15 protein-coding genes are annotated in these 13,693 nt (G+C 32.5%); 6 read left to right on the top strand and 9 right to left on the bottom strand.

The genetic code is table 11. The features are described 5' to 3' along the window. Nucleotides 1–17: 17 nt before the first annotated feature. The 3 genes from BMX09_RS06165 to BMX09_RS06155 form a co-directional block, all read right to left on the bottom strand. Nucleotides 18–899: a substrate-binding domain-containing protein gene (locus tag BMX09_RS06165; RefSeq protein ID WP_089746830.1), complete on the bottom strand. Its 882-nt coding sequence runs from the start codon at nucleotides 897–899 to the stop codon at nucleotides 18–20. Nucleotides 900–1,045: 146 nt separating this feature from the next. Further along, complete coding sequence (gene pnpS / locus BMX09_RS06160) at nucleotides 1,046–2,422, bottom strand: two-component system histidine kinase PnpS (RefSeq protein ID WP_089746829.1); 1,377 nt, start codon at nucleotides 2,420–2,422, stop codon at nucleotides 1,046–1,048. Continuing rightward, the gene (locus BMX09_RS06155) at nucleotides 2,422–3,129 is read right to left on the bottom strand and encodes a response regulator transcription factor (protein ID WP_089746828.1); all 708 of its coding nucleotides are present in this window, start codon (nucleotides 3,127–3,129) and stop codon (nucleotides 2,422–2,424) included. The genes pnpS and BMX09_RS06155 overlap by 1 nt, the downstream gene beginning before the upstream one ends. A gap of 234 nt (nucleotides 3,130–3,363) precedes the next feature. On the opposite strand from BMX09_RS06155, the gene BMX09_RS06150 reads away from it, so the two are divergent. The 4 genes from BMX09_RS06150 (at nucleotide 3,364) to purR (ending at nucleotide 7,311) form a co-directional block, all read left to right on the top strand. Then, a complete protein-coding gene (locus BMX09_RS06150) occupies nucleotides 3,364–4,230 on the top strand; it encodes a lipoate--protein ligase family protein (RefSeq protein WP_089746827.1) in 867 nt (288 codons plus the stop codon). Next, nucleotides 4,220–5,557, top strand: a complete 1,338-nt coding sequence (locus BMX09_RS06145) for an HD domain-containing protein (protein ID WP_089746826.1) — start codon at nucleotides 4,220–4,222, stop codon at nucleotides 5,555–5,557. Before BMX09_RS06150 ends, BMX09_RS06145 begins: the two co-directional genes overlap by 11 nt. Before the next feature lie 19 nt (nucleotides 5,558–5,576). Next, nucleotides 5,577–6,389, top strand: coding sequence for a sugar-phosphatase (gene yidA, locus BMX09_RS06140; RefSeq protein ID WP_089746825.1), 813 nt, complete (start codon nucleotides 5,577–5,579; stop codon nucleotides 6,387–6,389). A gap of 91 nt (nucleotides 6,390–6,480) precedes the next feature. Then, nucleotides 6,481–7,311 carry a pur operon repressor gene (gene purR / locus BMX09_RS06135; RefSeq protein WP_089746824.1) on the top strand — a complete coding sequence of 277 codons (831 nt, stop codon included), beginning with the start codon at nucleotides 6,481–6,483 and terminating at the stop codon, nucleotides 7,309–7,311. 50 nt (nucleotides 7,312–7,361) lie between these two features. On the opposite strand, the gene BMX09_RS06130 is transcribed toward purR, so the two are convergent. From BMX09_RS06130 to rlmH, 3 genes are all read right to left on the bottom strand, one after another. Further along, nucleotides 7,362–8,189, bottom strand: coding sequence for a metal ABC transporter permease (locus tag BMX09_RS06130; protein WP_089746823.1), 828 nt, complete (start codon nucleotides 8,187–8,189; stop codon nucleotides 7,362–7,364). Beyond that, nucleotides 8,150–8,842 (bottom strand): metal ABC transporter ATP-binding protein, encoded by a 693-nt coding sequence (locus BMX09_RS06125; protein ID WP_089746822.1) that lies wholly within the window; start codon nucleotides 8,840–8,842, stop codon nucleotides 8,150–8,152. The genes BMX09_RS06130 and BMX09_RS06125 overlap by 40 nt, the downstream gene beginning before the upstream one ends. 155 nt (nucleotides 8,843–8,997) lie before the next feature. Next, nucleotides 8,998–9,477 (bottom strand): 23S rRNA (pseudouridine(1915)-N(3))-methyltransferase RlmH, encoded by a 480-nt coding sequence (gene rlmH, locus BMX09_RS06120; RefSeq protein WP_089746821.1) that lies wholly within the window; start codon nucleotides 9,475–9,477, stop codon nucleotides 8,998–9,000. Nucleotides 9,478–9,621: 144 nt separating this feature from the next. On the opposite strand from rlmH, the gene BMX09_RS06115 reads away from it, so the two are divergent. Together BMX09_RS06115 and BMX09_RS06110 are read left to right on the top strand one after the other, a co-directional pair. After that, nucleotides 9,622–11,004: a TrkH family potassium uptake protein gene (locus tag BMX09_RS06115; RefSeq protein ID WP_089746820.1), complete on the top strand. Its 1,383-nt coding sequence runs from the start codon at nucleotides 9,622–9,624 to the stop codon at nucleotides 11,002–11,004. A 25-nt stretch (nucleotides 11,005–11,029) separates the two neighbouring features. Further along, entirely contained in the window at nucleotides 11,030–11,704 is a 675-nt protein-coding gene (locus BMX09_RS06110; protein WP_089746819.1) for a potassium channel family protein, read from the top strand. Between the two features lie 274 nt (nucleotides 11,705–11,978). Here BMX09_RS06110 and BMX09_RS06105 read toward each other — a convergent pair whose 3' ends face one another. The 3 genes from BMX09_RS06105 to BMX09_RS06095 form a co-directional block, all read right to left on the bottom strand. Then, complete coding sequence (locus BMX09_RS06105; RefSeq protein WP_089746818.1) at nucleotides 11,979–12,236, bottom strand: GNAT family N-acetyltransferase; 258 nt, start codon at nucleotides 12,234–12,236, stop codon at nucleotides 11,979–11,981. Nucleotides 12,237–12,430: 194 nt separating this feature from the next. After that, nucleotides 12,431–13,078 (bottom strand): PAQR family membrane homeostasis protein TrhA, encoded by a 648-nt coding sequence (gene trhA, locus BMX09_RS06100; RefSeq protein WP_089746817.1) that lies wholly within the window; start codon nucleotides 13,076–13,078, stop codon nucleotides 12,431–12,433. Nucleotides 13,079–13,133: 55 nt separating this feature from the next. Further along, on the bottom strand, nucleotides 13,134–13,547 hold the full coding sequence (locus BMX09_RS06095) for a GtrA family protein (protein ID WP_089746816.1): 414 nt from the start codon (nucleotides 13,545–13,547) through the stop codon (nucleotides 13,134–13,136). Nucleotides 13,548–13,693 lie beyond the last annotated feature (146 nt).

Raw genomic sequence — 13,693 nt, 5'->3', positions numbered from 1 at the left:
CTTCTATCAAAGTCATCTTAATGTTGCGCTAAATCTTGCCAATCTGTTACATCACCTTTAAAAATGTCACGTACCTCTTGCAAGGTTAATGTGTTTAAAGGATTGTCTTGATTAACAATAATAACAATGCCATCTAATGCAATTGCTTGAGAATTCATTTGTTCTATTTCTTGAGAATTCAATGCTCGAGAAGACATCCCAATATCTGCCGTACCTTCTTGCACCGCTGTGATACCGGCTGTGGACCCATTTGAAATAATATCGATTTGCACACCACTATGTATTTCTTGGTACTGCTCAGCTAATTGTTCCATTACCGGTGTTACAGAAGTCGATCCAACTACTGTCACTAACCCTTCTTCTGCTGAAGTATTTTGATACGGTAAAGCATTAGGATTAGTAGGAACATAACCTGTTTTTTTTATAATATCTTGTCCTTCTTTAGAATTGATAAAAGCCATAAAGTCCCTTACTTCCTCACGAATCTCATTTGGCCAACAAATAACAAATGGCCTTTGTAAACGATAATCTCCCGCCAGTATAGTTTCAGTTGTTGGTAATACTCCCTCAATTGCAACAGGTTGTACTATATCTGACAGAGTTCCTAGCGAAACATACCCAATTGCTTTATCTAATCCTGCTACGGTTGATAATACTCCTGCTGTACTATTTTGGACAATTGCTTCTAAAGTTGTTTGATCTATTCGATGTATATCATCCTTTTCTAATAATCCTACTTGTTCAATAAATGCATCTCGAGTTCCAGATCCAGTTTCACGTGAAACAACAGTTATTTCCCCACTGGGATTGCTTGCCATCGATTGCTGAGAAGTACTACATCCTCCCAATAATAACGTTAAAGATACCATCCCTACATATAGCACCCTTCCGACTTTCATAATTCTCCTCCTTTACTCTCTTTTTACTTTTAAGATATCAAACAAATGTAAATTCCAGCTTGATTCCATGTAAATATTTCGTAAAAAAACAGCCTAACCCCTATCAAGGATTACGCTGAATGTTACCTACATAACTTCTTTATCTTTTATTTTGTTTTAGGCAAATAGATCACAAATTCTGAACCCTTATCTACCTTGCTTGTCACACTAATGCTTCCACCTATGGTATGTAATAAATTTTTAACAATTGATAAACCTAACCCCGTACCACCAGTGTTGCGACTACGCATCTTATCCACTCGGTAAAAACGTTCAAAAATTCGTTCTAAATCTTCTTCAGGAATCCCAACGCCATTATCTTTAATTGATATTTCAACAACTTCTTCTGATTGAACAAAAGAAATACTAACCTTACCACCATTATCGGTATAATTAATGGCATTTGCTAATATATTTAATATAACTTGCGATAAACGTTGACGATCGGTATAACAATAGAGTTCTTCTTGATAATCCACCTCAACCGTTATATTCTTTTGATTTGCTTGTTGTTGAACTAATTCTACTTCTTCAACTATTAATCTTGATAAACATACATTTTCCTTTTCTGTCGTATTCGCTTGATGTTCTAAGCGTGATAATTGTAAAATATCATTCACTAGTCGATCGAGTCGTAAACTTTCTTTATGAATAATTCTTAAAAATTTATCACATAATTCCGGATCATCCTTAGCACCATCTAATAATGTCTCCGAAAACCCTTTAACTGCTGTAACTGGTGTTCGTAACTCATGCGATGCATTGGCAACAAATTCTGTTTTCACTTGTTCTAATCGCCTAATTGTTGTAATATCATACATCAAGACCATTACTTGTTCTAATTGCTGGCGTTTTGTGAGAATGGGAACAACATGGACATCAAGTATTCGTTCTTCCGGATAATAGACTTCTATTTCTTGATGACTAGCTTGTTCGGCTTCATACACGTGATCCACCATCTGACGTAACCCATAGCTTTTAATAATTGCTTCATACGATTGATTTAAAGGATTTGTCTTCTCATCGATTAACAATCGCCCAATTGGATTCGTTAATACCACTTGACCTTTTTTATTTAAAGCAATTACTCCAACGACTAAATGATCAATTACTTCACGCTCTTTGCTATCTTTTAATTGAATCAATTCAGTCTTTTGTTCTAATTTGACCGCTAATTGATTAATCATACCACCTAATTCATCTTGCTTTGAAAACTTTTCACCATAATATCGAGCATGATATTTACCTTTTGATAATTGATCAATAACTTCTAAAATCTCTTCAATCGGCTGATTTCCTTGCTCTAATAAATAATAAGCAATCACAAAAACTAATACTAATACCATTAAGAGGATGACTAATAATTTACGCAAAGGGACTGATTCAATAATAATCGGATAAAACTGTAAAAGATTAATAGCTGTTACTAAAGTCATAATAATAATAATCGCTACTGCACCAATACGCTTAGGTAATAAATTCATTAGGAAGGATCCTCCATCTTATAACCAAATCCTCGTACTGTTTTCAAATACTTTGGACGTTTTGTATCTTTCTCTATTTTTTCACGCAAATGACCGATATGTACATCAACAATACGTGTCTCCCCAGAAAAATCAAAATCCCAAACTGCATGCAATAATTGTTCACGACTATGAGCTTTCCCTAATCGCTTAGCCATATATAATAACAACTCATATTGCTTTGGCGTTAACTCGACTGGTTCATTAGCAAGGTATACTTCATGACGATCAACATAAATTGTTAATTCTCCTACTTTTAATATTTCTTCATTTTCTTGTAGTGAAATCTTAGGTTTATTAGTTGCATCCATCCGACGAAAAATAGCTTTCATGCGAGCTAATACTTCTCTTGGACTAAATGGTTTGGTCATATAATCATCCGCCCCAATTTCTAAGCCAATAATCTTATCGAATTCATCATCTCTAGCAGTCAACATTAATATTGGTGTTTCAATATGATTTAGCCGTAATTTTTGACAAATATCTATTCCGTTCATACTTGGTAGCATAATATCTAAAATTATAAAATCATATTGATTTTCCAAAGCCATTTGATAAGCTATTAAACCATCTTCAGCTTGCTGTACCACATAACCTTCTTTTTCTAAATTATAAGATAATAGTAATAATATACTTGGTTCATCATCTACAATTAATACTTTTTTCATATTTCCACCTCCAACAACTACTACTTATCTTTATTTTAGCAAAGTTAATAGAGTTGTGTGAAGAAAAATGTTTGCATTTACACAAAAAATATATTGGCATTTTTATTTTGAATTATTCGGATATGATTTTTTTGAATAATATAATATCTTTTTTATTTTTAAAGAAATAAAACTAAGTAATATAAGCATTTCTTTGGTATAATATGACTAAGTATAATTGAAAGGAATAAAATTATGACTATGCTATCAATCTTAAAAAATCAAGATATCTTTGTTATTAGCGAACATTCGGATAAGTATTTCAATAATTATTTGCATCCTTTTATTGTTGATGAGGTTTGTTTACGCAAAGTCAATTTACCGAATAGTTTGCCAATTATTCATTTTTGGACACTTCCTCCTTGTTTAATTTTAGGAATGAGTGATACGAAATTACCTTTTTTAAATGATGCTTTAATAAATGTTAAGAATGCCCACTATCAACCAGTCATTAGAAGCGCTGGCGGTTTAGCTGTTATTAGTGATCCTGGTGTTTTAAATATTTCACTAACTTTTAAACAATGCGATACAAAAATTAGTATCCATGAAGCTTACCAAGTGATGAAGGAATTAATTTGTTTAGCTTTTCCCGAAGCTAGTGGTGAGAAATGTATTTCTTCATTTGAAGTTAGCGACTCTTATTGTCCAGGAGATTTTGATTTGTCCATTCAAGGTAAAAAATTTGCCGGCATTGCCCAAAGACGATTTAAAGATGGCATTTGTGTATTAATTTATTTGAGTGTATTTGGTCAACAAGAGCAGCGTGGTGAATTAGTAAAATCTTTTTATCAAACTGGCTTAAACCACCAAGAGTCAAAATGGCATTTCCCTGATATTACCCCAAGTTCCATGGCTAATCTAGCAGATTTATTAGAGATAGAATTATCAATTGATGATGTCTATAAGCGGATACTAATGGCTTTACTCGATAATGACTGTAACATAATTAGTACTTATAAAGACTTCTATCAAACTGATGATTACCATCAATTACAAGAAAAAATGCAGCAACGTAATCAATTAATTACAAATTTAGGAATGGAGGATTTTAATGAAGATTGAATTACTTTCACGTGAAAAAGTATTCCGTGATCCTGTGCATGATTATATCCATGTACAACATAAAGTTATTTTAGATTTAATAAATAGTCGTGAGTTTCAGCGTTTGCGTCGTATTAAACAAACTGGCGCTTCATTATTTACTTTCCATGGTGCTGAACATTCTCGTTTTTCACATTCACTTGGAGTTTATGAGGTTAGTCGTAGAATTTGTGATAAATTCAGTCGTAATTATCCAAGTATAGCCGATGGTGATGGCTTATGGGATGATTCAGAACGCTTAGTCGTCTTATGTGCGGCTTTATTACATGATATTGGCCATGGCCCATATTCTCATACTTTTGAAAAGATTTTTAATACTAATCATGAAGAATTAACCATCCAAATTATTTTATCTGATAAAACAGAAATTAATCAAATTCTTCAAACAGTTGCCCCAGATTTCCCAGAAAAAGTTGCTAGTGTTATTCAAAAAAACTATCCTAATCCACAAGTTGTACAATTAATTTCTAGTCAAATTGATGCCGATCGAATGGATTATTTATTACGAGATGCCTATCATACGGGAGTTAATTATGGACGTTTTGATATTTCACGTATTTTACGTGTCATCCGCCCTTATAAAGATGGGATTTGTTTTACTTATTCAGGCATGCATGCTGTTGAAGATTATATTATGAGTCGTTATCAAATGTATATGCAAGTCTATTTCCACCCAGTCTCTCGTGGCATGGAAGTGATTTTGAATCATTTATTAAAACGAGCCTCTGATTGCTATAATACTCCACCACATCCTTTAAAAAATAATGCAACTTTTTTAATTCCATTCTTTGAAAATAATTGGGATTTAGAAGATTATTTACGTTTAGATGATGGTGTCTTAACGACTTATTTTAATCTTTGGTTAGATGAGGAAGATCCTATTTTAAGTGATTTAGCAAATCGTTTTTTAAACCGTAAACCATTTAAATCAGTGGCTTTTGACCATGTTAATGACGGGAAAATTATAACTGAAATGACTGAAATTATTGAACGTGTTGGTTATGAACCCACTTACTATACAGCAATTAATAATAGTTATGACTTACCATATGATTTTTATCGTCCTGATTCTGTTCATCCACGCACACAAATCGAATTAATGGACCATAATGGACATTTAATTGAATTATCAACAGTCAGTCATTTAGTAGCATCGATTACTGGTCGTGCTGGCGGTGATGAACGCTTGTATTTCCCTAAAGAAATGATAGAATTATCAAAAGAAGTGAATCTATTCCAACAAGAATTAGAACGCTTCAAAGAATTAAAAAAACAATTAGAAAACTAAACTATACTCGGAGGATTTTATGTCTATTAAATTAATCGCTATCGACATCGATGGCACATTATTAAACAGTGAAAGAATGATTACACCACGCGTTAATGAAGCAATTCAAAAAGCACGCCAACAAGGAGTCTATGTCGTTTTATGTACAGGTCGTCCTCTTCCTGGTGTACAAGATCAATTACAAGAATTAGATTTAATTAATGACCGTGATTTTGTTGTAACCTATAATGGCTCATTGGTACAAAGAACTGGAGATGGCCATACATATTGCCACTTTACTTTAGATTATAGCGATTTAGAAGAAGTTGCTAAACAAGCGAAACATCACCCTATTCACTTCCACGCAATTGACCAAGAAGTGATCCATGTCACAACAGAAGATATCGGTGAATATTCTTACCACGAACACCAATTAGTCAATATGCCTATTAGTCATAAACCTCAAGAAGAAATTGATCCTACAAGCGAATTTACTAAAATGATGTTTGTCGAAAAAGCTGAATTATTAGAACCGTTTATCGCCCAATTACCAACTAGTTTCACTGAAAAATACACATTATTACGTAGCGCACCTTATTATTTAGAAGTCTTAAATAAAGACGCAAGCAAAGGAAAAGCTGTAGCTAAATTAGCTGAAATCTTGGGCTTAACCTCTGATGAAATTATGTGCTTAGGTGATAATGAAAATGATATGGATATGATAACTTATGCTGGTATGGGTGTTGCTATGGGGAATGCGGTTGAGTCTGTTAAAAAAGTTGCAAACTTTATTACAGCTACTAATGATGAAGATGGTGTTGCTGTAGCAATTGAAAAATTTGTTTTATCCTAATAACTAAATAACGAATATTATACCAAAATCTATTGCGATTTTTCGTTAGTTTTAGGTATAATTATAGAAAATAACTGTAAGGAGCAAGATTATGAAACTTAAACGAAGCGAACGTTTAATCGATATGACACAAAGATTACTCACGAATCCACATACGTTAATCTCTTTAACAACATTTACGGAATTGTATCATTCTGCAAAATCATCCATTAGTGAAGATTTAGCGATTATTAAAAAAACATTCGAACAGCAAGGAATTGGTATTATCCAAACAACCTCTGGAGCAGCCGGTGGTGTGATGTATATTCCTAAAATAAAAAAAGAAGAGGCTCTAGATATTACAGCTGGCTTTATCAAACAATTAGAAGACCCAGCTCGCTTATTACCTGGTGGTTATATTTATTTATCTGATTTATTATCAGATCCAAAGACTTTACGCCATATCGGTCGCATCATTGCATCAGCTTATGAAGATACTCCAATCGATGTGATTATGACCGTTGCAACGAAAGGTGTTCCTTTAGCTCAAGCTGTCGCCGAACAATTAAATAAACCATTTATTATTGTTAGGCGTGATTCAAAAATTACAGAAGGGTCAACCGTCAGCATCAATTATGTTTCTGGTTCTTCTTCTCGAATCGAAAAGATGGAATTATCAAAACGCACCTTACAAAGTGGTTCAAAAGTATTAATTATTGATGACTTCTTAAAAGGAGGCGGTACCGTTAATGGTATGCGTAGCTTAATTAAAGAATTTGATGCGACTGCTGTTGATGCCGTTGTATTTTGTGAAGCTGCTACTCAAGAACACCAGACAGATGATTTTTCTTCACTTGTCTCTCTTGATAAGATTAGTACTAAAGATAAGATTATTACTGCTAGTTTAGGTAGCTTTTTTACTCACAAAGATTTCCTTTTATAACCATAAAAACGTCGTAACTCTCTACAAGAGAAAGCTACGACGTTTATTTTTTAATTTGATTTTAGTTTTTTGAATTGATTTTTAATAGCTGTTGCTAAAAGACTAATAATTAATAATGTAATAAAAATCATAGTAATTGTTGCTCCAGGCGGTGTATCAAATTGATAAGAACTAATTAATCCTGACACAATCCCAAAAGCACTAATCACAATTCCCGTTATAATCACTCCAGTAAAACTACGACTCAAACGAATCGCAATCGATGCTGGTAATACAATAATGGCAGAAACTAATAAAGCTCCAGCAATTGGCATCATCACCGAAATCACTACCCCAGTTAAAACCGTAAACATCGTCGACATAAAACCAACTGGTAAGCCTGCTGTATGTGCCGTATCACTATCAAATGTTAATACATATAATGGCTTTCTAAAAATTAAATAACCAATTACTACTAAGATAGCCAATCCAATTAAAATATAGACTTGTTCTTTTGTAATAACAACTATCGAACCAAATAAAAATTGTTCTACACTCATCGAACTTTTACCACTTTGGAAACTAAGTAAAATCAATGCCGTCCCCATTCCTCCAGACATTAAAATCGCAATCGCAATCTCTGAAAAACCTTTATAATATTTCCCAATAAATTCAATTCCTAATGCTGCTAATATAACCGCAAATAAGGTCATAATGGTCGGATTTAAATTCCACAATAAGCCTAATGAGACACCCACTAATGATACATGGGCCAAAGTATCTGCTAAAAGCGATTGTCTTCGAATAATTAAAAACAATCCTAAAATTGGAGTTACTACCGCCATTGCTAAACCAGCAACTAATGCCCTTTGCATGAAACCATACTGAAACATCTCCATGGTGAATCCTCCTTACGTTTTAAATGTATATGTTTATCAACATATTGCTCCATATCTTCTTCCTCATGAGTAACCATTAAAATAGCTTTCCCATGCTCTTTACAATTGTGATGCAATAATTGATAAAAACGTTCACGAGACTCTTTATCCATTCCCGCTGTCGGTTCATCTAATACAAATAAATCTGGATCAGTTGCGAAAATACGTGCTAAACAAATACGTTGCTTTTGTCCACCAGATAATTCACCAATCCTTTTATTCCGTTGCTCCCACATACCCACACTTTTTAAAGCGCGCTCAATATGGGTCGCATCCTCTTTGTCTAATCGTTTAAACCATTTTCCTTTTTGATAACGACCTGATGATACCAATTCATAGACAGTTGATGGAAATCCCACATTAAATGATGAAATTTGTTGTGGTGCGTATCCAATTGATAACTTTTCCCCATTTGTATTCCTTGGAGAAATTACTGCTGTCCCCGATGCTGGTGTTAATAAACCTAAAATATTTCGTACTAAAGTTGATTTAGCCGCTCCATTCTCCCCTGTTAAAATAACAAATTGTCCTGGCTTCACATTAAAGGAAATATCTTGCAATACCGGTTCATTATCGTAAGAAAATGATAAATTATCTACTGTTATATAATTCATCTTAATCACCTAATCTTTTTTAGTATATTACAATCATGTAAATCGTAACTATTTCATTTTAGCATAAAACTATATTTGTTTGTATTGATTTCTATTGATTCGAAAAAATTTCATCAAAAAACACCACAAAATGATTGTGATGTTCAAAATGTTACTTATTTATGATAGCTATGACCTGCATTAATGCGAAAAGCACGATAAATTTGTTCCGTTAAGACTAATCTCATTAATTGATGCGGTAAGGTAATGCGCCCAAATGACATTTTTGAATTGGCACGTTTCACAACACTAGGACTCAATCCCAATGAGCCACCAATAACAAAAGTTACTGAACTTTTTCCGCTAATCCCACATTGATCTAATTCCTTAGCCAAATCTTCCGAAGAGACCAACTTTCCTTCAATTGCCATCGCAATGACATACTCATTATCTCTAATTTTAGCTAAGATTCGTTCGCCTTCTTTATCCTTTACTTGTGCCATCTCTTTATCGCTTAGATTTTCAGGAGCTTTTTCATCAGGAACTTCTACAATTTGTATCTTACAATAAGATCCAAGGCGTTTGGTATATTCCTCAATTCCCATTTTTAAATATTTTTCTTTTAATTTACCAACACCAATGATTTTAATTTGCATATTTTCTCTCACTTTCCTTTTATTCATCAATAAGCATAGGGGAATTAGGTACAAAATACAAGGTAAAACTTGTAAAATAATAGTTTTTTAGTCAAAAAAGCTTTATACTACTATCATGGACAATTATGGAAGGGAGCTTATATTATGTTTCGTTTTTTAGTTCGTAAATCTGTGTCCAGAAGACTAGTACTGAGTGGTTTATTAGTAATTTTAAGTGGTTTTTTATTGCTTAGTTTACCCATTTCACAACTCCCAACCTCTCAAGCTAGTATTTCGGATCATTTATTTACGGCTGTATCACTGGTATGTGTAACTGGATTATCCACCCAAGCCGTTATTAATACTTATAATACTTTTGGTCAGATTATTTGTATTATTTTAATGCAACTTGGTGGTTTAGGGTTAATGAGTTTAATTGGTTTTATTATTTTTAAAGCTGGTAAGCAGATTTCTTTAGTCGATAAATTAGCATTACAAGAAAGTTTGAATCGTGAAGATGCTAGTAACTTCAAACATTTTTTATCTACTATTTTCCGTTATACTTTTATTATTGAAGGTATTGGTGCATTATTATTCTGCTTTAGATTTATTCCAATGATGGGCTTTAAAAAAGGAGTGTTTACCTCTATTTTCATGGCAGTATCTGCTTTTTGCAATGCTGGCTTTGATAATTTAGGGACTTCTAGTTTACAATTATATGCTGATGACCCTTTAATTAATTTAACTGTTGCAATGCTTATTATTTTAGGAGGTATTGGTTTTTCTGTTTGGTTTGATATAAAGCGTAATGTTGATTCTTTAAAATTATCACTCACATCAAAATGGCATAAACGCTTTTACAAACGTTTAAGTTTACATACACGTATTGTACTCTTAATGACAGCTATTTTAATTAGCTTTGGAACAATCACAACTTTTATCTTAGAATATAATAACCCCGCAACTATTGGGAATTTTCCTATTTGGCAAAAAATAATGGCCAGTTTTTTCCAAGCTGTAACTATGAGAACTGCTGGATTTTCAACGATTGATTACTCCGTCGCAAAACCAGCAACATTATTATTATTCATGGTACAAATGTTTATCGGAGGTTCCCCAGGTGGTACTGCTGGTGGGATTAAAACAACTACATTCTTAGTCGTTATTTTATATTTATATAACGAAGTACAAAATGCTCGTTATACTAATTTTATGAATCGCACCTTCCCACCGCATTTAACAAGACGGGCGATGGTTATTTTTATTGTTTTCTTCTTAACTTTTATGACAGGTTTATTAGGATTAAGTATTACTGATCCAGAAGCCCCATTCTTATTATTAGTGTTTGAAGTTGTTTCCGCTTTAGGAACAGTTGGAGTTACCGCTAATTTAACACCAGTTATTAGTCATAGCGGACAAGTTATTCTAATGTTTTTAATGTTTATGGGACGTATTGGACCACTAACCATCCTTTTAAGTTTAACTGAGAAAAAAAATAAAACTAAGAAAACATATAAATATGCTGAAGCCAACTTATTAGTTGGTTAATACTATTAAGAAATGAGGGATTATAATGACTAGTAAAACTATTGGAATTTTAGGATTAGGTGTATTTGGTTCAACCATCGCTAAAACCCTAAGTAAATATGATTGTGATGTCATCGCAATTGATAAATCCGAAGAAAATGTTAATCGTTTAGAATCATATATCACTAAAGGAATCGTTGGTGATATTACTGATGATGAATTACTCACAGCTTGCGGAATTGGGGATTGTGATGTTGTGATTGTTGCCTCTGGTTCTAGTTTGGAATCTAGTATTTTAGCAGTTATGCACTGTAAAAATTTAGGTGTTCCAGAAATTATTTGTAAAGCAAAAAGCCGTATTTCAACTGAGATTTTAACTCAAATGGGTGCTCATAAAGTAATTTCACCTGAAAAGGATACTGCTATTCGTGTCGCTCGTAATATTTTACACCGCCGTATCTCAGATATTATTCAATTAGATAATAATATTTCTTTAATTGAATTCTATCCTCCAAAATCTTGGATTGGTAAATCATTACAAGAATTAGATTTACGTAAAAAATATGATTTAAACTTAATTGGATATCGAAATGGACCTAATGAAAAATTAAATATTCAATTTACAGCAGACTATCGTTTAAAAGAATCCGAATTAATTGTTGCAATCACCGAATCAGACTCTTTTGAAAAATCCGATTTTTTCGATGATTTCGCCAACTAAGAATCATCTAAAAAGCCAAACTCTAATTACAGAGTTTGGCTTTTTTCTGTTTTATATAATAAAAAAACCGTTGTTTTTGACAAACAACGGAAAAAGGTTAGGAGGGTTTACTTAATAATAATTAATTGGGAGATTAAATTATTATTTGGGAGAAGTAAACCTTTGGGTGTTTTTTGGGTATACGAATATATTATACCTAAATTGTGAATTTTTTGTGAAGATTATATTTTTTTTGTAAATTTAACCGAATCATTATAGTTTTGGTGCACCGAAACTATTTCATTTCACCACTATCAATCAGCTTGGTAATATATGAACAACTAGATGTTAATTGATAATGTTTTTTATGGCGATAATAGTTAACTTGATTAGCTAACTGTCTAGCTACTCCTTGACCACGTAAAGTTTCTGATACAAAGGTATGTGTCACATGAATCGTATCTCCATTAACTAATTCAAAATTAATTTCTGCGTCGATTTTGCCATATTGATCACGATGAATAAAGCTATTAGTTGTTTGTGTAAATTCCATATGCTATTCCCCTATTCTATATTTAATTGAGCTTACTAATTTATTTTATTATAGACTTATTAATGTAGAATAGCTATTATAATGTTTTTTTGTTCTATATTATAAAAATAGTTTTTTGATAATAAATATGGCAAAAAAAAGAACGTAACACTATTTTATAGTATTACGTCCTAAAAGCTTATTTGTTTATATATTTAGGCAAAATACCAAATACTTAAAAACATAAACACCGCTCCACCTGCAACAAATAGATGCCATATCACATGCATCCATTTATTGGCTTTCATACGATAAAAAATTGTTCCAATCGAATAAGTTATCCCTCCTAATGCAAGTAATAAGACACCTACCCATGAAATTGACTTCATTAATGGGTAAATAATAATTAAACTTAACCAACCTAAACCTAAATATAAATAAGTACTTAGCTTAGGCCATTTGCCGATAGTCAATAATTCAAATAAAATACCTGCAATAGCTAGGCTCCAGACAATTGCCAAAAATGTATAACCAAAAGCACCTCCAATTGAAACCATTAAATATGGCGTATAAGTACCAGCAATTAATAAATAGATGGAACTATGATCTAACTTTTGAAAAGCGGCTTTATACTTACTTAAACTGAAACTATGATATAAAGTTGAATTTAAAAATAGTAATGTTAAGCTTGTTCCGTAAATAATATAGGATACAATCGCAGCTTTTGACTGCATCTCTGCACCTTTCAAAACTAGAAAGACTAACGCAATGATACTTAAAATTGCCGGAATACCATGCGTAATAGCATTTAATGTTTCAATGACTACCAGCTTTTTAAAAGAATATTTTTGTGTTTCTTCCATATAACCCCCCTCTTTTTATCTTCACCTTTATTTTACTCTTATCTGAATCATCTGTCTAATTTTCACCTTTTTGAAATACAAAATAGCGCTGACCAAAATAATTAAGAATCGTAAATCCTACCATACCTACAAGCATTGAGATATTATCTTGTAAATTGGCTGATAATTGTCTTAATAGAGCTTCTACTAGTGGTTTGGATATTCCATAACTAACTAGATAACAAAGCGCTATATTCAATGTAAATCGCATAATCTGGCGATGCTGATAATCTACTTGAAAGGTGAATTGTTTGTTTAAGCAAAAACTTAAGATGCTACCAAAAAAATAATTAGCAGCACTTGACCACCAATAACTAACATGGAACAAATTATATAAAATAAACATTAAACTTGCTCCAAATAATGTATTCATTATCCCTACAAGCATAAATCTAATGAATTCTTGATGCTTCCTGAATATTTTTTTCATTTACTCACCTACCTATTGATTTTTATTTATTCTGACTGCTCCCACGGGCAAGCCCGTGGGGTTCTGATTGTCAAGTGTAGCTTGTAATCGTACATCATTTTCAGACTTTGGAGTTACAAGTGTAAATCTATTTAAATCAAAAATTT

It is taken from the genome of Granulicatella balaenopterae (genome assembly GCF_900111135.1).
Lineage (GTDB): Bacteria > Bacillota > Bacilli > Lactobacillales > Aerococcaceae > Granulicatella > Granulicatella balaenopterae.
The sequence above is the reverse complement of the archived record's forward strand: the minus strand, read 5'-3'. Positions and strand labels throughout refer to the sequence as shown.